This is a genomic window from Microbacterium sp. 4-7 (assembly GCF_014332665.1).
GTDB lineage: Bacteria > Actinomycetota > Actinomycetes > Actinomycetales > Microbacteriaceae > Microbacterium.
Genome location: NZ_MCRH01000001.1, coordinates 430,000 through 448,563, shown reverse-complemented (window position 1 = coordinate 448,563; position 18,564 = coordinate 430,000). Strand labels below are relative to the sequence as shown.

General features: G+C 68.4%; 18 protein-coding genes. 5 read left to right on the top strand and 13 right to left on the bottom strand.

Features of this window, described 5'->3' with window-relative positions:
* The first annotated feature begins 41 nt into the window (after positions 1-41).
* Positions 42-2,066 (top strand): PQQ-binding-like beta-propeller repeat protein, encoded by a 2,025-nt coding sequence (locus tag BEP68_RS02065; RefSeq protein ID WP_187249077.1) that lies wholly within the window; start codon positions 42-44, stop codon positions 2,064-2,066.
* Between the two features lie 132 nt (positions 2,067-2,198).
* Here the strand turns inward: BEP68_RS02065 and BEP68_RS02060 are convergent, their stop codons facing one another.
* The 8 genes from BEP68_RS02060 to BEP68_RS02025 form a co-directional block, all read right to left on the bottom strand.
* Positions 2,199-2,966 carry an ABC transporter permease gene (locus tag BEP68_RS02060; RefSeq protein WP_053098370.1) on the bottom strand — a complete coding sequence of 256 codons (768 nt, stop codon included), beginning with the start codon at positions 2,964-2,966 and terminating at the stop codon, positions 2,199-2,201.
* The gene (locus tag BEP68_RS02055; RefSeq protein ID WP_056275960.1) at positions 2,963-3,748 is read right to left on the bottom strand and encodes an ABC transporter ATP-binding protein; all 786 of its coding nucleotides are present in this window, start codon (positions 3,746-3,748) and stop codon (positions 2,963-2,965) included. The genes BEP68_RS02060 and BEP68_RS02055 overlap by 4 nt, the downstream gene beginning before the upstream one ends.
* The gene (locus BEP68_RS02050; RefSeq protein ID WP_053098372.1) at positions 3,745-4,116 is read right to left on the bottom strand and encodes a DUF1048 domain-containing protein; all 372 of its coding nucleotides are present in this window, start codon (positions 4,114-4,116) and stop codon (positions 3,745-3,747) included. Before BEP68_RS02050 ends, BEP68_RS02055 begins: the two co-directional genes overlap by 4 nt.
* Before the next feature lies 1 nt (position 4,117).
* Positions 4,118-4,477 carry a PadR family transcriptional regulator gene (locus tag BEP68_RS02045; RefSeq protein WP_053098373.1) on the bottom strand — a complete coding sequence of 120 codons (360 nt, stop codon included), beginning with the start codon at positions 4,475-4,477 and terminating at the stop codon, positions 4,118-4,120.
* A gap of 223 nt (positions 4,478-4,700) precedes the next feature.
* Positions 4,701-6,017 carry a threonine/serine exporter ThrE family protein gene (locus BEP68_RS02040; RefSeq protein WP_072590469.1) on the bottom strand — a complete coding sequence of 439 codons (1,317 nt, stop codon included), beginning with the start codon at positions 6,015-6,017 and terminating at the stop codon, positions 4,701-4,703.
* 17 nt (positions 6,018-6,034) lie between these two features.
* Positions 6,035-7,390, bottom strand: a complete 1,356-nt coding sequence (locus BEP68_RS02035; protein ID WP_072590470.1) for an anaerobic C4-dicarboxylate transporter family protein — start codon at positions 7,388-7,390, stop codon at positions 6,035-6,037.
* Entirely contained in the window at positions 7,387-8,127 is a 741-nt protein-coding gene (locus tag BEP68_RS02030; protein ID WP_187249076.1) for a peptidase E, read from the bottom strand. The genes BEP68_RS02035 and BEP68_RS02030 overlap by 4 nt, the downstream gene beginning before the upstream one ends.
* A gap of 104 nt (positions 8,128-8,231) precedes the next feature.
* On the bottom strand, positions 8,232-8,963 hold the full coding sequence (locus BEP68_RS02025) for an SGNH/GDSL hydrolase family protein (RefSeq protein WP_187249075.1): 732 nt from the start codon (positions 8,961-8,963) through the stop codon (positions 8,232-8,234).
* A 41-nt stretch (positions 8,964-9,004) separates the two neighbouring features.
* Here BEP68_RS02025 and BEP68_RS02020 point away from each other — a divergent pair, with 41 nt between their 5' ends.
* Positions 9,005-9,538, top strand: a complete 534-nt coding sequence (locus BEP68_RS02020) for a hypothetical protein (RefSeq protein ID WP_053098376.1) — start codon at positions 9,005-9,007, stop codon at positions 9,536-9,538.
* A 12-nt stretch (positions 9,539-9,550) separates the two neighbouring features.
* Here the strand turns inward: BEP68_RS02020 and BEP68_RS02015 are convergent, their stop codons facing one another.
* From BEP68_RS02015 to BEP68_RS02000, 4 genes are all read right to left on the bottom strand, one after another.
* On the bottom strand, positions 9,551-10,552 hold the full coding sequence (locus BEP68_RS02015) for a magnesium and cobalt transport protein CorA (protein WP_187249074.1): 1,002 nt from the start codon (positions 10,550-10,552) through the stop codon (positions 9,551-9,553).
* A 335-nt stretch (positions 10,553-10,887) separates the two neighbouring features.
* Positions 10,888-11,730 carry an SDR family NAD(P)-dependent oxidoreductase gene (locus tag BEP68_RS02010; protein WP_187249073.1) on the bottom strand — a complete coding sequence of 281 codons (843 nt, stop codon included), beginning with the start codon at positions 11,728-11,730 and terminating at the stop codon, positions 10,888-10,890.
* Positions 11,727-12,452 (bottom strand): spermidine synthase, encoded by a 726-nt coding sequence (locus BEP68_RS02005; protein WP_187249072.1) that lies wholly within the window; start codon positions 12,450-12,452, stop codon positions 11,727-11,729. The genes BEP68_RS02010 and BEP68_RS02005 overlap by 4 nt, the downstream gene beginning before the upstream one ends.
* Entirely contained in the window at positions 12,449-13,372 is a 924-nt protein-coding gene (locus BEP68_RS02000) for a hypothetical protein (RefSeq protein ID WP_261987666.1), read from the bottom strand. The genes BEP68_RS02005 and BEP68_RS02000 overlap by 4 nt, the downstream gene beginning before the upstream one ends.
* A gap of 132 nt (positions 13,373-13,504) precedes the next feature.
* On the opposite strand from BEP68_RS02000, the gene BEP68_RS01995 reads away from it, so the two are divergent.
* Together BEP68_RS01995 and BEP68_RS01990 are read left to right on the top strand one after the other, a co-directional pair.
* Positions 13,505-14,386, top strand: a complete 882-nt coding sequence (locus tag BEP68_RS01995; protein ID WP_187249071.1) for an alpha/beta fold hydrolase — start codon at positions 13,505-13,507, stop codon at positions 14,384-14,386.
* A complete protein-coding gene (locus tag BEP68_RS01990; RefSeq protein ID WP_222839068.1) occupies positions 14,383-15,483 on the top strand; it encodes a M20 family metallopeptidase in 1,101 nt (366 codons plus the stop codon). Before BEP68_RS01995 ends, BEP68_RS01990 begins: the two co-directional genes overlap by 4 nt.
* A gap of 289 nt (positions 15,484-15,772) precedes the next feature.
* Here BEP68_RS01990 and BEP68_RS01985 read toward each other — a convergent pair whose 3' ends face one another.
* Positions 15,773-16,489, bottom strand: coding sequence for a TetR/AcrR family transcriptional regulator (locus BEP68_RS01985; protein WP_187249070.1), 717 nt, complete (start codon positions 16,487-16,489; stop codon positions 15,773-15,775).
* Between the two features lie 167 nt (positions 16,490-16,656).
* On the opposite strand from BEP68_RS01985, the gene BEP68_RS01980 reads away from it, so the two are divergent.
* A complete protein-coding gene (locus tag BEP68_RS01980; protein WP_187249069.1) occupies positions 16,657-18,489 on the top strand; it encodes a prolyl oligopeptidase family serine peptidase in 1,833 nt (610 codons plus the stop codon).
* Positions 18,490-18,564: the final 75 nt, after the last annotated feature.

Here is an 18,564-nt window from a genome sequence, read left to right as displayed (position 1 = left end):
GCCTCCTCCCCGACATTCGACGACGAACGCAAGGAGTCCCCATGTCCGAACCCCTGAAGCTGACCCGCCGCACAGTCCTGCTCGCCGGGGCCGGAGGGCTGCTCGCCGCGGCCGCAGGCGTCGGCTCCGCGCAGTCTGCGCAGGCCTCCCCGACTCTCTTCCCGACGGGGCGCGCAGGCACCACGATCACCGAGATCGGGCCGGGCATCATGCAGTACTCCCTGATGAGCGGGGTGCTGCTCGACGGCATCTGCTACATCGGATCCCGCAACCTCGAGCCGACGGGGATCCTGGCCTTCGACGTCGCCTCCGCCGCCGTGACTCACTCGACGACGCTCGCGACCGGGCACAGTATTCAGGCGCTGACGGTGGATCCGGCGCGAAAGCTGCTCTATGCCGGCATCCTGCAGAAAGCCCCCAGCGCGAACAACCTCTATCGCTGGGATCTGACCGATCTCGCCGCTCCCGCTGTGGCGATCGGCCGTATCGGCGACCGCGACGTGCGCGACCTCGCCGTCGCGCCGGACGGCACCCTGTTCGCAGTCGGCGGCGGTGGCACAGGTGCTCCGGCGCTGTGGCAGTACGACCCGTCGACGGGATCGATCACGAACCTCGGCGTTCCCGACGCCAAGGCAACGCTCGCGCGCGCCGTCGCGGCGACCGATCAGACGGTGTTCTTCGGGGCCGGAAGCACGCTCGGGGGAGGTTCCGGAACGAGCAGGGCAGCGCTCTACGCCTTCGACCGCAGGGCGGCGACCTTCACGGACATCACGCCGACGGAGATGGTGAACGACCCCAGCATCCGCGAGCTCACGATCGCCGGGGACCGGCTGCTGGCGTCGACGGCGGGCTCGGTGGAGCCCACGAAGATCGCGGAGATCTCCCTCGCCGATCACACCTCGTACCGCGCGGTGACGGCGATCGGGACGACGGCGAAGAACTTCGCCGTTGCGGGCGGCGACGTCTACTGCGCGAACGACGCGGGGGTGCTGCGGTGGACGCCGGGCGAGGATGCGGTGCATCAGCTTCCGGTGCCCGTCGACCTGGGCGAGATCTGGGGACTCGACGTGCACGACGATGGGCTCGTCGTCGTCTCGGGCTACGGTTTCGTCGCCGCTCTCGAGCTCGACGGCGCTGTGCGCGCCGAGTACGACCTGGGCGAGGCGGGCGCCCCGGTGAGCGCGCAGACCTGCATGGGAATCGCCGTCGGTGCCGGGTTCGCCTACGTGGGAGGCAACGGGGGCATCGCGAGGCACGATCTGCGCCGAGGCGGCGCGGTGAATCTGCGCGCGCCGGGAGAGGCGAAGGATGCCGAGGTCATCGGCGGCGTGCTCTACACGGGGCAGTACAACGCCCAGGGGATCTGGGCCTACGACCCGCGGACCGGGGAGTCGATCCACCGTGTCGCGGCGTTCCCGTCAGCCCAGAATCGCCCCCTCGACACCCACTGGGACGACCGTAATCGGCTGCTCCTCGTCGCCGCCCAGGCGGATACCGAGGGCGGTGGCTCGCTATGGACGTTCGACCCCCGGACGGGCGCGAGCACGCATGCGATCAATCCGATCGACGACATGCAGCTGGTGCGCGCGGTCGTCGCGGTCGACGGTGTCGCGTACCTCGGCGGCGACAACGCGCAGAAGACGGGGCCACGCGGGACGATCGTCGCGTGGGACCCGCTGGCGCACCGTGAGCTCTGGCGGATTGAGACGGGCGCGCCTCACGGCATCGCCGCGCTCGCCGCTCACGGGCGGTACCTTTTCGCGCTCTCGATCAAGGGTGCACTGGTGGTGATCGATCGACCGCGGCGGGCGATCGTCCACACCGGAGACCTCGCGGCCCTCGTGCCCGGATTCGCGGCGATGAAGGCGGCCCGCGGCGTGGTCTACGGCGTCTCGGACACGAACCTGTTCCGCATCGACCCTCGCACCTTCGAGGTGACGACGGTCATGCCGGGCATCAACGGCGGCTGGTACAGCGGACCCCATCTCAACGTCGATGAGGACGGCGCGGTGTTCACCCTCCGCGGACGCACGCTGGTCAAGGTCGATGATCGGCCGCGGCGCTGACGTCGCCCGCCCGTGTTCGGGGAACGGCAGTGCGGAGTCAGGAGGCGAAGCCGATCAGCCGACGCCGAGCGCGGCGAAACGCCCCGGCCGGGCGCGGGGCCCGGACGGAGCGTTCCGTCTCACTGCAGACGTTCAACTGACCTTCTTGCGGTACGAGATGATCGCGAACACGTAGGCGACGACCAGGATGCCGACGCACCAGGCGAGAGCGACCCAGATGTCGGTGCCGACCGGCTGCTCGGCGAACAGCGCCTGGATGGTGTCGACGATCGAGGTGACCGGCTGGTTCTCGGCGAACCACTGCACCGGACCCGGCATCGTGTCGGTCGGCACGAAGGCCGAGCTGATGAACGGCAGGAAGATCAGCGGATACGAGAACGCGCTCGCCCCGTCGACCGTCTTGGCGTTGAGCCCCGCGATGATCGCGAGCCACGTGAGCGCCAGGGTGAACAGCATCAGGATGCCGATGACGGCGAGCCAGGCCCAGACACTCGCCCCGGTGCGGAATCCCATCACGAACCCGACCGCGAAGATGATCGCGAGGGTGATGGCGTTCGCGGTGAGTGATGTGAGCACGTGCGCCCACAGCACGCTCGATCGGGCGATCGGCATGGAGTGGAAGCGCTCGAAGATGCCGCTCTGCATGTCGGTGAAGAGCCGGAACGCCGTATAGGCGATGCCGGACGCGATCGCGATCAGCAGGATGCCCGGAAGCAGATAGTTCACGTAGTTGTCGACTCCGGTGCTCGTCTGCAGAGCCCCGCCGAAGACGTAGACGAACAGCAGCATCAGGGCGATCGGGGTGACCGCCGTCGTGATGATCGTGTCGGGGCTGCGGAAGATGTGCCGCATCGAGCGGCCGGTGAGTGTCGCCGTATCGGCGGCGAAGTGCGTGCTCATGCTGCGTTCTCCTTTCCGGTGGTCGAACCCGACTTCGGTCCGATGAGAGTGAGGAAGATCTCCTCGAGGGTGGGCTGCTTCTCGACGTACTCGACCTTCGCCGCGGGCAGCAGCCGCTTGAGGTCGGCGAGGGTGCCGTTGGCGATGATCCGACCCTCGTGCAGGATCGCGATGCGGTCGGCCAGCTGCTCGGCCTCATCGAGGTACTGCGTGGTGAGCAGCACGGTGGTGCCGGTGTTCGCGAGCTTCTTCACCACGTCCCACACCTCGATGCGGGCCTCGGGGTCGAGACCGGTGGTCGGCTCGTCGAGGTAGATCACCTCGGGATTCCCGACGAGGCTCATCGCGATGTCGAGTCGGCGGCGCATACCGCCGGAGTAGGTGCCGACCTTGCGGCCCCCGGCATCCGTCAGCCGGAACGTCGCGAGCAGTTCGTCGGCCACCGTTCCGGGGTCGGGCAGGTGGCGCAGCTGGGCGACGAGCACGAGGTTCTCGCGTCCGGTGAGGATCTCGTCCACTGCGGCGAACTGACCGGTGAGACTGATGCGCTGACGGACGCCGAGGGGGTCGGCGGCCACGTCGATCCCCTGCACGGTGGCTGCGCCGGCATCCGACTTCAGCAGCGTCGAGAGGATGCGGACCATCGTCGTCTTGCCGGCGCCGTTCGAGCCGAGGAGGGCGAAGATCGTCCCTTTCTCGACCTCGAAGTCGACGCCTCGCAGCACGTGGAGGTCCTTGTAGGACTTCTCGATGCCGCGAACGGCGATCGCTGGTGCATTCATGATCGTGACTCCTTCTTCTTCGCGTCGTCGACCGCCGTGACGAGGCGGGCGCGCTCCTTGTCGATCCAGTGGGTTCCGCCGTACGCCTCGGCGTAGGTCTCGGCGAACGAGACGGGGTCGTCGCCGACGATGTCGTCGATCGGGGTGCCGTCTATGGCGGCGCGCTCCCACAGATCGGCGAGGTCGAGGAAGATCTGCACGAGGATGTCGCCGTCGGTGATGCCCCCGTAGTACATCGTGTAGCGGTGCTGGGCGTTGGCGACCGTGCGATACGGCTCGGGGAGGGCGTCGATGCGCTTCTTCGCATCGCGGTACTGCTTCTTCTGCTCGAGCGATCCGGTGAGCGCTTCGATCCACTTGGCGGCCATGTCAGTTCTCCTTGTTGTTCGTGTTCGTGCTGTTCGTGCTGTTCGTGTTCAGCTGTTCGATGTGCTCGGAGAGGAAGCTCCACGTCTTCCAGAACTCCTCGAGCTCCTGCGTGCCTGCGGCGTTCAGGGAGTACACCTTGCGGGGCGGTCCCTTCTCGCTCGGCACCTTCTCGACGTCGACGAGCTTCTTCTGCTCGACGCGCACCAGCAGTGCGTAGATCGTGCCCTCGGCGATGTCGGTGAATCCGTGGTCGCGCACGCGGCTGGTGATCTCGTAGCCGTAAGCCGGCTGCTCGGCGAGGAGTGCCAGGACGATGCCCTCGAGTGTGCCCTTGAGCATCTCGGTCATCTGCTTGCCCATGAGAGCCTCCTTTCGTTGGTTCGGTACTCAGTGTTGATGGGTACCGGTACAAAGTAACACTGAGTACCGGTACTTAGCAACACCGAATACTGAACTTTCTCGGAAGCCGCCCGGTGGCCGCGTTGACGGTCGCGCTTCGTGCTGCGCGGGCTGCTGCCGCCCGGGTGGCTGAGCGATCCGCGGCCGGGCTCAGTCGCGAGCGCGGCTCAGTCGCGAGCGCGGCTCAGTCGCGAGCGCGCCGCCAGGGCAGCAGCCGGTCGAGGAACCGCCGCGGCGCCTCGGACACCACCGTGGGCGGAGCGACGGCGAACTGCACGATCTCCTCGGCCCCGTGGTGCACCACCCGATACAGCGCGGTGCCGATGAGCACTCCGAGCGCGATCGACATGATCGACAGCAGCGCCGCCATGAAGTCGGCGAGGCCGCTGTCGGTGGCGACGGCCTCGGTGAGTCCGACGAGTCCCGCAGCGCCCGGGACGAGCAGCCAGAACGCGGGAAGGAACGTGATCTGCGCCGGGACGCCGCGGCGCAGCGAGGCGATCCAGAACACCACGAGTGCCATCGCCACGGCCCCGACGAATCCGCCCAGGGTCGCGCCGAGCAGCGCGGTGCCGACCCACTGTCCGATGTACGCCACGACGAGCGCCAGCAGCACCCACCCGAACGTCGAGGTGGGGGCCGAGAAGTGCAGATAATTGCCGAGCGCGAACACCAGGATGCCGATCAGCGCGACCCACCACGGTAGGAAGGATGCCGCTTCGAGCGGCTCGTAGGAGCGCGATTCGACACCCACGACGGTGCCTGCCGCCAGGATGCCGAATGCCAGCAGGGCGAGCTGCACGAAGCCGTAGATCAGACGCGAGGCGCCCGAGATCATCTGCCCCGCCGCGAGCTCGACGGTCGCGGTCGTCAGCACGCCTCCGGGCAGGAAGGTGACCAACGGGGCGATGAGCAGCCGGATCGGATCGCCGATCTCGATGACCTCGGCGAGCAGGAACACCGCGGCGGCGCACACGAACGCCGCGGCGATCGGCATCACGAGCTGCAGGGTGGGCGAGCGCACGAGCTTGAGCAGCCCGATGCCCGCACCCAGCACGAAGGCGACGATCGCGCCCTGCCAGGTGGGGGCGAGCAGCAGCGCCAAGCCGGTCGTCAGCACGGCATGCCCGAACGTGCGGGTGACCCAGCCCAGCCGTGGACGCATCGCCCCGATCTCGTTCAGGCGACGGATGCCGTCGAGCGGCGACACCGAGGCGGTGCGCGCCTGCGCGATCAGCTCGTACAGTGCCGCGATCTGGTCGAAGCGGAACGAGGCGTTGGTCGCCGACCGGATCGCGACTCGCGACTCCTCGTCGTCGCCGGTCTCCACCAGGATGATGGTCGGCAGCACGACGAAGTCGGTGTCGTCGCCGCCATAGGCCTCGACGACCTCTGTCATCGTGTCGCGGATGCGGTCGACCGACTCGGCCGAGGCGTTCATGCCCTGCGCCACTCCCAGAAGGAACTGGCGCAGGGCCGAGCGGTCGAGCACGTCCGGCATGTCAGCGCGCGCTCACGTCACGAGAACAGGAACGACAGGGTCACGCCGACGACGATCGCGACGCCGATGTAGACGAGGTTGGGCAGCTGGAACGAGTGGTCGAAGACGAACCTGCCCATCTTCGTCGTGCCGGTCTGGTCGAATGCGACGGTGGCGACCTGACTGCCGTTGGCCGGCAGCGTGTAGATGCCCATGGTCGACGGCCACAGCCCGACGAGCAGCGGTGCGGGCAGCCCGATGGTGATGCCGATCGGGACGATCGCGTTGGTCGCGCTCGATTGGCTCGTGGTCAGCATCGCGACAGCGAACAGCGCGAGGGCGAACAGCAGCGCTCCGAGGAACGCCGACGATCCCGACACCACCGAGCCGAGGCCGTCGACGATCAGCGTCTGGTTGGCGGCGACGAAGGTGTTGGCGAGCCACGCGATGCCGAACAGGGCGATCGCGCCGACGATGCCGGCGGGGAACGTCGGCTGCTTCGGCACATCCGCGGCCTTGACCTTGCAGAACACGAAGATGAGAGCGGCGATGACACCCATCACGACCTCGATGATCACGGTCACGCTCAGACGCACCGGGTCGCCGGCGTCGTCGGTGCCGATCACGGGACGCAGCCCCTCGAAGAGCCCGAAGAGCACGATGACGCCGACGCCGATCAGGAAGAGCGTGGCAGACAGCACTGCGGTGCGCGGAAGCCTGCTGTCGTGCGCGTCGACCGTGGGCGGCTGGATCTGGTGGCTCTCGAGGCGCCGCTGGAACTCGGGGTCGTCTTCGAGGTCCTTGCCGTGGCGCATCATGACGAGCGCGGCGACGAAGAGCCCGGCGATCGACGCGGGCCACATGATCAGCAGCAGTCCGCCGAGATCGACTCCCTGGGGCGCGAGGAGCACCACCATCGACGCGGTCGCCGCCGAGACGGGGGAGCAGAGGATGCCGACCTGCGACGCGACCGCCGAGACGGAGAGCGCTCGTTCGGGGCGGATCTTCTGCTGGTACGACACGTCGTAGATCACCGGCAGCAGCGGGTAGAAGATGTTGCCCGTGCCGGCGCCGACCGTGAAGAGGAACGACATCGCCGGGGCGAGGAAGACCACGGACTTCGGCTTGCGTCTGATCACCTTGGCGGCGATAGACACCATCCAGTCGATGCCGCCGGCCGCCTGCATGGTGGATGCGGCCGTGATCACCGTGATCACGATGAAGACGGCATCCACCGGGGCGTTGCCGGGAGCCTCTCCGAACACGAAGATGAGCACGGCGACGCCGACGAGTCCCCACACGCCCAGGCCGATCCCGCTGGTGCGGGTGCCCATGTAGATCGCGAGGATGACGACGATCAGCTGGGCGATCAGGATCCACACGTTGTCGTTCACGTCGACGGCCCCTTCGTGATCGGGGCGGATGCCGTGAGGATCTCGGTCGCGAGCTCGGTCTCGACGATCCTGCCGCCGATCGCCTCGACGCGCAGCGCGAGCGGGTTCTCGACCGGGCTGATCGCCGTGACGAAGTCGGAGTTCTCGAAGTGCAGCGACTGCAGGTTGCCGACCGCGTATCCGGTCGCGAGCTCACCGCTGAGCAGCGACGCGTGGAAGAGCGGTCGCCGCTGATCCTCGGCGTCGTAGTGCGGACAGAAGCTGCCGTGCAGGAATCCGAGCCCCTCGGGCAGCACCTGCAGGGTCGGACCGTAGCTGTCGGTCGTGCCGCCCTCGAACCAGCAGATGCCGCCGGCGCTGCCTCCGGTGAACACGACGTTCGAGTTCGGGTCCTCCCACATCTCGCGCATGATCTCGTCGAGGCCCTGGCGTTTCCAGACGTCGAGCATGTTCGCGGTGTTGCCGCCGCCGACATGGATGACGTCGAACCCCTTCACGAAACCGGCGAGGTCGTCGACCGATCGGTGGAAGAGGGGCAGATGATGCGGTGCGCAGCGGTCCGAGTCGTACGTCGCGTAGAAGCTCACGATGTATGCCGCGTCATCGCCCGTCGCCGTGCCGACGAACAGCACTCGAGGTCTCTCCTTGCGGGTGAGCCCGAGGATGTAGTCGTGCGTCGGATCGTTCCGCCGCTCCATCATGGCCTTGCCTGCGCCCGTCGCCACCACATGAGACACGTCGCCACCCCCGCTGTCGTCTGCGAATGCGCTCAGCGTATTGGGGTTCGGGGCGCTGCGGGGGGTGATCTCACCCGGGCGGGGCGACCGCCGCGATCAGCCGTTCAGCCGTTCAGGCGCGCCATCGCGACCTGCGCCTCGAGCAGCGGCAGGGTGCGATCGGCGTCGGGCTGCGGGCAGATGTCGAGGGCGTTCGCGAGTTCGAGAGCCAGCGCGGCGTGACCGGCGGCGTTCGGATGGAACGGGTCGCCCATCAGCCCCCACGGAACTCCGCCGTTGCCCAGCTCGGTGAAGCGCGCGTGCTGGTCGACGAGGATCACGTCCTCGGATGCCGCGACGGTGCGCACGGCATCCGCGAACTCCGCGATCCGGGCGCGTTCGGGCGCGTTCGCCGTGTCGATGGTCGGCGGGGTCTGCAGCACGGGGATGGCCCCCAGCGCCCTGACCCGCGCGACGAACTCGCGCAGTGAGCTGGCGTAGTCGTCGGCTCCGATGACGACACGGGGCCCGCCGTCGGAGGCATCGTTCGTGCCGATCATCAGCGTCACGAGATCGGGTCGCCATGACGCGACGCGGCGGTCCCAGTCGTCGAGGATGTCGATGATCCGGTTGCCGCTGATCGCGGTGTTGATCACGATGTCGCGCACACGCCCGAGCTCGCCGCGGATCAGCTCGTGCAGATGTTCGGAGTAGCTGCGCCCGCCCTGCGTGTGCAGCAGGCCGTGCGTGATGGAGTCTCCGGTGATGACCCAGTTCAGCGGCTCGGCTCCCGCGAGGGAGGCCGCGATGCGGCGGAGGTCGGATGCGGCGGAGGCAGCGGAGTCAGCATTCGGCACGCCCTAGAGCCTAGCGGCGGCGAGAGTGGAAGACTGGTGCCATGTCCTCCCCACTGCTCGACACTCTCCTCGCCCGCATCGTCGACAGCGGACTGCTCGATGATCCGGTCGCCGAGAACGGTCTCGTCTACGGGCGGGCCACCATCGATGCCGCCGGCGCGGTCGTCACCGTCAACGTCGACCCCGAGCTGGAGGACGACGAGGAGACCCTCGACGACGACGCGCTGATCGCGGCGATCACCCGCATCCTGTCGGTGTCCGAGACCCGGTGGCGGGCGGTGATCGACGAGGTCGCCGACGACATCGACGAGGCCGTCGACGACGAGCCGGTGATCGAGCAGGTCGACCTGCGCGACGATCTCGAAGCCACCTCGGTGGTGGTGTTCGCCGATGCCGTGCTGATCGCCTTCGATGCGCCCAAGCAGTTCCCGGACTCACGGATCCTGGTGCAGCTCGACGACGACCTCGAAGTCGCGAACATCGAGGTGCGCGACCGGGATGCCGCTGACGTCGAGGTCCTGGAGTTCGACGATCTCGACGAGCTGCTCGACAGGCTCAGCGGCGACGACCGCTGAGCCCGCCGCGGGTCACAGCCACTTCTTGTACTTGAACACCCCGTAGAGGGCGACCGCGAAGGCGGCCATCGCGCCGATCGCCATCGGATAGCCGTGCGCCCAGTGCAGCTCGGGCATGACGTCGAAGTTCATGCCGTAGACCGTGCCGACGAGGGTGGGCGCGAAGATGATCGCCGCCCACGACGAGATCTTCTTGATCTCGTCGTTCTGGGCGAGGCTCGCATCCGACTGCCGGCGTGCGACGAGAGCCGACTGCACAGTGAGGGCGTTCTCGAGGAGCGCGCGGAACGAGTCGACCCGCTCATTCACGCGGATGACGTGGTCGAGCACGTCGCGGAGTGAGCGCTGCAGCTCTTCATCGATGCGGTACTTCTCGGATCCGCGGCGCAACCATTCCAGCATCCCGGCGAGGGGGTGCACCGCGCGCTGGAAGTTGATGACCTCGCGCGAGAGCTCGTAGATGCGCCGCGAGAGGGCGTCGTCGTCGCTGTCGCCGAAGAGCTGGTCCTCGATCTCGTCGATGTCGTTCAGCAGGCCCGTGACGATGGGCTCATAGCCGTCGACGACCTCGTCGAGGATCGCGTAGAACACGGCCTCGGGGCCCATCGCGAGAAGGTCGGGGTGCGCCTCCATGCGACGACGCACGCCCACGAGGTCGGGCGACTCGGCGTGCCGGATGGTCACCACGAAGTCGGGGCCGACGAACAGGTGCAGCTCGCCGAACTCGATCGACTCCTGCTCGTCGCGATAGCGGGCGGGGCGCAGCACGGCGAAGAGCGTGTCACCGTAGCGCTCGACCTTCGACCGCTGGTGACCCGAGAGGGCATCCTCGACGGCGAGCGGATGCAGGTCGAACTCGCGCGCGACCGAGGCGACCTCCTGAGGGCTCGGTCGGTAGAGGCCGATCCAGGCGATGCCGCCGTGGGCATCGAGCGACCGGTAGGTCTCGTCGAGGTTCTTCGGGGTCTCCACGCGACGTCCGTGGACGTACACGCCGTTGTCGATGAGGGCCATGGCTGGCTCCGTTCTCGCAGGCGCACGCCGGGTCAGAGGGGGCGTGCGCAGTATTCGTCAGGGGGCGGAAGACGCCGCCGACGGCTGCGGAGCAGGACGTGCAGGTGCGGAGCCGGAGCTCAACGCACGGATGCCGTCAGACGCGACGCAACGAAGGCGGCGTCGCAACTATCACCGGACATCGCCATCACCGCCTCTCGCGCTCTGAAGGGGTCATGTGACCCGGTGTGCCAGCATACTCCTGCCTGCTGGGGGTCGATCCACCAGTCTGGCTGGGTCCGCTCGTGGTTCCGGTCGCAACACAGCGGGGCGAACGGCCGGCGATCAGTATGCGGTCAGGTGGCGTCGATCCCGACGAGTTCGGCGCTCTTCTGCCACAGGGCCTCGGCCAGTGCGGCATCCTCGATCATCGGGTTCACCCGCCGGGTCAGAACGCGCTCGTCGTAATACTCGCCCGAGATCCAGGTGTCATCCGGGGTGCCTTCGACGAACCAGCTGAGCGTGCTGCCGCCCTTCTCGCTGCTGATGAGCAGCAGTCGCTTGAGCGGGGTTCGGTAGACGAACCGCATGAGCGTGTTCGAGTCCGAGGCGAAGTTGGTCTGCACGGTGCCGGGGTGGAAGGCGACCGAGCTGAGTCCCTCGCCGTGGAACTTCGTGTGCAGGCTCTTCGTGAACAGCACGTTCGCGAGCTTCGCATCGCCGTAGGCGCGGTTCGCGCTGAAGTCCTTACGGTTGTCGAGGTCGTCGATGTCGAGCTTGGCGAACAGCCGGTGCGCGACGCTCGAGGTGTTGATGATCGCCGCGCGACCGGTGCGCAGCTGCGGCAGCAGCAGGTTCGTCAGCAGGAACGGCGCCAGGTGATTGACCTGCAGCGTCTTCTCGAAGCCGTCGACCGTCGGGGTCTGATCGCCGAAGATGCCGCCGGCGTTGTTCGCGAGCACGTCGATGCCGCCGTCGCCCACAGCATCCGCGATCTTCGTCGCGAGTTCGCGCACGTCGTCGAGTCGCGCGAAGTCGGCGGTGAACCACTCGGCCCCGGTGTCCGCGGCGACAGCGCGTGTCTTCTCGATAGATCGTCCGACGAGGATGAGTCGGTGGCCGGATGCCGCGAGCTGGCGTGCCGATGCCGCACCGATCCCGTCGGATGCGCCGGTGAGGACCACCGTCTTCGGGGTCACGACGTCGGCTCCGCCGCGCCGCGGCTGCGCCCGACGTACACGGTGTTGGACGACGTCCCCCCGGTGACCGCGTTCGCGAAGTCGACCACGTGGGCGACGGCGTCGTCGAACACGGCACGCATCTCGTCCATGAACGCATCGTCGGGCGGATCATCCGACCACAGTGCGAAGACGCCACCGGAGGCGAGGTGCCGGTCGAGGGCGCGCAGGCCGGCCGCGGTATAGAGGTCGGCGTGCGTGGGGTCGAGCTGGTGGCGCGGCGAGTGGTCGACATCGAGCAGGATCGCAGAGTAGCCGCGGTGACCCTCCGGGGGCGCTGCGCGGACCACGGCGAAGAAGTCGTCCTCGACCAGGCTCGTGCGCGGGTCGTCGACGAGTTCCGCCGACACGGGCAGCAGCTTCCGTCGGTGCCATCCGATCACCGCGCCGAGCCGGTCGACCACGGTGAGCGACGCCACACGGTCGTCACGCAGCGCCGTGACCGCCGTGTATCCGAGCCCCAGGCCGCCGACCAGCACAGAGAGGTCGTCGCCGGCGACAGCGGCCAGGCCGAGATTCGAGAGCTCCTCCTCCGCCACCGTGAACAGGCTCGACATCAGGTATTCGTCACCGAGCTTGACCTCGTAGATCTCCTGGCCGACAGCGGGTTCGGTGCGGCGACGCAGCGTCAGCTCGCCGATGGGGGTCTCCTGCCAGTCGAGCTCTTCGATTCTCGTGATCATCGGGGATTCTCGCCATCGTCGTTCGTGTTCGCGCGCAGGGGTGCAGACGCGTCAGTCCGGGCCGGGGAGTCGGGAGCTGTCGTCGGCGACGGCAGCCGGACCTTCTCGGGCTCCGGATCGGAGGCGGCCGCAGCGGGCGCCGGCGTCGTCGATGCGGCGGTGCTCGCGCTCGCGGCCGGGGTCGACGGATGTGCGGGGAGCTCGCGCGCGACCTGCTTCTCGAGCACCTGCACGGCCTCGTCGCTGAGCAGGATCAGGCCCTCGAGCTCGTCGCGCACGCGTCGGTAGGCGACGTTGCGCTCGGCCTGGGTGGCCGACTCGTCGACGGCGACCTTGAGCAGCTGCTGCGCGCGGTCGAGGCGCTTGCGCTCAGGTTCGGTGAAGGTCGAGTCGCGCAGCCGCCGGGCATCCTTCTCGGCGATCTCGAATGCGACGGCGTACGCGCCGACGGCGTCGAGGTACTCCGACACCTGCTGCTCTGTCACGGCTGCGTCAGCGGAGAGCGGGCGCAGCGCATCCGCCGTCCTCTTGGCCCGCAGGAACGCCGCGACAAGAGGCTGGCGTCCGTCGCTCATGGCGGGGAAGGCGATGAGCTTCGCGACGTCGAGCTCGTAGTCGAGCCACCGCGCGGTGATCTCGTCGTGCTCGGAGAAGAGCCGCTCGAGCAGGGTGTTCGGTGCGACGGAAGCACGAGTGTCGACGAACGCCGGTCCCGCCTGCCTCGCCCTTCCGGTGCGGGCTTCGAGCTGAGCCGTCTTGATCTCGGCCTTCAGTCGCAGGGTCTCGATGCGACGTTCGTGGCGACGCTTCGAGTTGCGCTCCCACGCCTTCGCGGCGCCGCCGGCCATGCCCATGATGGGGAAGACGAGCCACCAGTAGTGCCCCGCGAAGTTCCAGAAGCCCTGGATGAACTCGTCCATGATGCCCTCAGCCTACTTCTCGGGCTGTGTGGCGGTGTGGGGATCGGCGGTGAACATCTCTTCCCAAACTCTTGGTCATTGCTATAGTCAATGCAATTGACTTGCGCAGTGAGTTCCGAGAGTTGGACGAAGATGACCCATTCCCGCACGCCGACATCCGTCGCGGTGGACTGCGACGGCATCCGGATCGCCGCCGACATCCGCGGCACCGGCCCGGCCGTCCTGCTGCTGCACGGGTACCCCGAGACGAAGGCGATGTGGGATGCCGTCGCCGGCGCGCTCGCCGACGATCACACGGTCGTCGCGGCTGACCTGCGCGGCTATGGGGACTCGGCCAAGCCGCGCGGTGCCTCGTACGCCAAGCGTGACATGGCCCACGACCAGCTCATCCTCATGCGCGAGCTCGGTCACGAGCAGTTCGTCGTGATCGGGCACGACAGGGGAGCGCGCGTCGGACACCGACTGGCCCTCGATCATCCGCATGCCGTCACCTCCTTGGCCGTGCTCGACATCGTCCCCACGCTGCACATGTTCGAGAACGTCGACCGAGAGATGGCGACGGCATACTTCCACTGGTTCTTCCTCGCCCGCTCGGACGGTCTGCCCGAGGTCCTGATCGGCGCGGAGCGCGAGACCTGGCTGCGCAGCCGCTTCACCGGCCGGCGGCATGACGGCGATGCGCTGCCCGAGGCGTTCGACGAGTACCTGCGCTGCTTCGACCTCGACACCGTCTTCGCGAGCGGAGCCGACTATCGCGCCGCCGCCACGGTCGACCTCGACCACGACCGTGCCGATCGGGCGGACGGGCGACGCATCACGTGCCCGGTGCTCGCGCTCTGGGGGGCGCACAGCTATGTCGGCCGCAACTTCGACGTGGTCGAGACGTGGTCGCACTATGCCGAGCAGGTCAGGGGAGAGTCGATCGAGGCCGACCACTACCTCGCCGAAGAAGCGCCGACTGCCACCACGGCGGCGCTTCGACGCTTCCTCGCCGGCGTGGAGATGGCCTCGTGACCTCCCGCGACCGCGAGGCCGAGCGTCTCGCCGAGCTCGTGATGATCGAGACTCCGACGGGGGATGCCGACGGCCTCGCCGCCGCTCAGGACCTCGTGCGCTCGTGGCTCGACCCGGTGCTGGGCGAGACGGGAGTGATCGAGACGGTCGACGGCATCCCGCATCTACTGTGGCCCGGTGGCGAGACGCCCTCGGTGCTGCTGATCGGACACCTCGACACGGTGTTCCCGGCGGGCACGATCGACGAGCGTCCGTTCCGCCTCGACGGCGACCGCGCCACGGGGCCCGGCGTCTTCGACATGAAGGCGGGGATCGTGATCATGGCGGCGGCGCTCGAGAAGGTCGCACGCCGCGGCGAGATCGCCGTGCTGCTCACGAGCGACGAGGAGGTCGGCTCGACCACCTCGCGTGCGCTGATCGAACGCGAGGCCGCGCGGGCCGGCACGGTGCTGGTGCTCGAGCCCAGCCTCGACGGCGCGCTGAAGATCGCTCGCCGGGGCGGCAGCATCTACCGGCTGGCGATCACCGGACGCGCGGCGCACGCCGGACTCGAACCGTGGAAGGGCCGCAGCGCCCTCGTCGAGCTCGCCCACCAGGTGCTCGCGCTGCCGCTGTTGGCCGACGACGAGCGGGGAACCACCGTGAGTCCGACCGTCGCGCAGGCGGGAACCGTCACGAACGTGATCCCCGAGCACGCCGAACTGCGCGTCGATGTGCGCGCGTGGACCCTCGATGAGCTCGAACGCGTCGACGAGCGGATGCAGTCGCTCGGCGCCCACACCGAGGACGTCGGCGTCGAGGTGTTCGGCGGCATCAATCGTCCGCCGATGGAGGAGAGCGTGTCGGCGGAACTGCTCGCCTGCGCTCGCCGCGTCGCGGATGCCCTCGGTCACCCCGAGGTCGAGGCGGTCTCGGCCGGGGGTGCGTCGGACGGCAACTTCACCGCGGCCGTCGGCGCTCGCACCCTCGACGGACTCGGTCCCCGGGGCGGCGGGGCGCACGCCGACCACGAATGGGTGTCGATCTCGTCGATGCTCGAACGGGTCGACCTGCTGGCCGGCATGCTCGACGACCTGGTCGGTGCGCGCGAGGGCTGACGCAGCATCCGTTCTGGGTCACGTCGCCGCTTCGGGAGGAGGACTGCGCTTCGGGAGGAGGGTTCCGCCCGGATGCTCCTCCGGAGGGCGAGTCCCCCTCCCGGGCGGTGGCTTCCGCATCCGCACCGGTCACCCGCGCGTTCAGAAGGAGATCTCCCGATCTGAAGGTCAGATCAGAGCAAGGAGCTCCTTCGTTGCGTGAGATCTCCTTCGCATCGCGCGAGCCCACGATTCGCCACGCGCGAACCCACTCCTTGCACCGCGGGACCGCCGCGAGAACGGCGCTGAGTCAGGCTCCTGGTGCGTGCCGCTCGATGCTCTCGAGCAGCAGGTCGAGCGCGGTCTCCCAGGCGCGAGGATCCCGGATGCCGGGCAGAGCGTCGCCGGCCCAGACGATCTCGGGGTACTCGGCGGGGTCGAGCCGGCGGTAGTCCATCTGCCAGGTCAGTTCATCGGCATCCTGCACGTCGGCCGGCAGTGCGGTGAGGGCGGCCTGGATGCTGGATGCCGAGCGGATGAGCTGGCCGAGCGCCCGCGCGTAGAGGGCGGACTGCTCGCGGTCGTAGCCGCCGCGGCGCAGAGCGCCGATCGAGAACTCCATCGACGCGAAGTCGGTCGGGCGGCGCAGCGCCATCTGCAGAGCGAACTCGGGATAGCGCATGTAGTGGTCGTGGATCAGGTGCGCCTGGGTGCGGAGGTCGGCGAGCCAGTCGTCGGTCGCCACCATGCCTCCGCTGTACGAGCGGGCACGCAGGGTGTCGATCAAGGCGAGGAGCAGTTCGTCCTTGTCGCGGAAGTGCCGATAGATCGACGTCGGGTGCGCGCCGAGCTCCTCGCCGATCGACTGGAAGGTGAGTCGGTCGAGGCCTTCGCGCTCGACCACGCGATCCGCGGCGGCGACGATGATCTCCCGGCTCAGCGAGTCCCGCGCTCGCCGCGGCCGGGCGGCTGTCTTCGCTGGGGCCTTCGCCTTCGCTGAATCAGCGGCCTTCCGTGTCGTCGCCATCGAGAACTCCGTTCGCAGTCCGCGGCCCTGTCGACCGCGCAGACATCACGGTACCGCACCGCTGTCAGCCAGTCTGTCAGTGGCATCGACAATGCGACAACCCTGGCGGTGCCCGATAGCCACTGTTATAGTCAACGCCATTGGCAACGTGGTCAGAAGGAGTCAGGATGCTCGAGGTCCCCGCAGTTCCGTCCGATGAGGTGCTCGACGCACGATTCGCCGTGCCCTACCTCCTCACGGCGCGGCCGGTGCCCGGCGACACAGACCTGGCGCTGCTCGTCGAGAACCACCCCGACGGTGCGCGCGGCCGTGTCTGGCGGGCGCCGTCGGCACCCGGCGACCTGCTGCCCTTCCCCGTGAGCGTCGGAGCGATCCTCACCGCCGACGGCCAGTGGGTGATCGACCTCGACGACGACGGGGGGTCTGAGGTCGGCGGTCTCGTCGCCTTCGCCGTCGACGGCTCCGAGCGCGTCGTCCTCACGCCCGGCCGTGCGCCCTACGTGGTCAGAGGGCTCGAGTCGTCGTACGACGGCTCGCACCTCGTCGTGACGGTGGTCGACGAAGACGGATTCCACGTGCTCGTGATCCCCGCAGCACCCTGGGGCGAACCACGGGTCGTCTACTCGAACCCGATCGAGGCCTGGTACGGGCAGATCTCGTCGGACGGATCGCTCGTCTCGGTCGATACGACGGCGCACAACCCCGGCGTCCGGCGCCCGATGCTCACGGTCGTCGACGGCGCGACCGGCGAGACGGTGGCGACGCTCGACGACCTCCCGGCGGGCCCCGTGCGCGGAGTGCGCTTCGCCGCGGACGCGGGTGATGACCGACTGCTGCTGAACACCGAGCGCAGCGGCTTCTCGCGACCGGCGATCTGGAACGTCCGCACGGGCGAGCGCCAGGACTTCGACCTCCCTGAACTCGCGGGCGAGGTCATCCCGGTCGACTGGCACTCGCCGACCGGCAGGATCCTCGCGGTGCACGTCGAGAACGGCATTCATCGCCTGATCGAGATCCATGAGAGCGACGGGCTGGCGAGGACGGTCCTCGAGGGAGGCAGCTTCGCCGACCCCGACGTCGCCGACCTGCATCCGTTCCAGTGGGCGTCGTACTACGCACCCGACGGCGCGATCCGGGCCGTCCGGTCGTCATGGGACGTGCCACTGCACATCGACGAGGTCTCCGCCGACGGCGGCACCGCGCCTCTGATCGAACCCGCGCCCGCTCCGGCGGGGCATCCGCTCGCCTCGGCGATGGTCGAGAGCGCAGACGGCACCCGCGTGCAGCTCTGGTGGGCGCGACCCGAGGGTGCCGAGCCGCGCGGCACGGTGCTCGAGATCCACGGCGGACCGATGCTCGTGACGATCGATTCGTACAACCCGTCTGCGCAGGCGTGGCTCGATGCCGGCTTCGCGTACGCCTCGCTCAACTACCGCGGTTCCGTCACCTTCGGTCGGGCGTTCCGCGAGGGATTCTGGGGAGCCGGAGGCGACCGCGAGATCGAGGATGTCGCGGCGGCGATCGCATGGCTGCGCGAGCAGGGGCTCGCCGACCCGGTCTCGACCTTCATCACCGGCGCCTCGTACGGCGGTCACATGACGCTCCTGAGCGTCGGTCGCCTGCCCGACCTCTTCGCCGGCGGGCTCGCGCACGTCGCCGTCGCCGACTGGACGGCCGCGATCGCGGCGATGAATCCGGCGGTGCGATCGGTGTGGAGCTCATGGGTGCCGCCCGAGATGGTCGAGCGCTTCTCGGCGATCTCCTACCTCGATGACGTGACGGCATCCGTCTGGATCAACCAGGGATCCATCGACACCCGAACGCCCATCATCGGGGTGCAGCGCTACGTCGACGAACTGGGCGCGCAGGGCGGCGACGTCGTGCTCGACATCTTCGAGGGCGGGCACGAGCCGACCGGTCTCGAAGCGGCCGCGGTCGACCAGCGGCGCATGCACCAGCTCGCTCTGCGGACGCTCTCGGGAGAGCGCTGGGATCACTGATCTCACCTCTAGTCACGAACATTGACTAAAAGGCTTGCTATCTGTTCTGGGCAGTCCTAGAGTCAGACCACCACA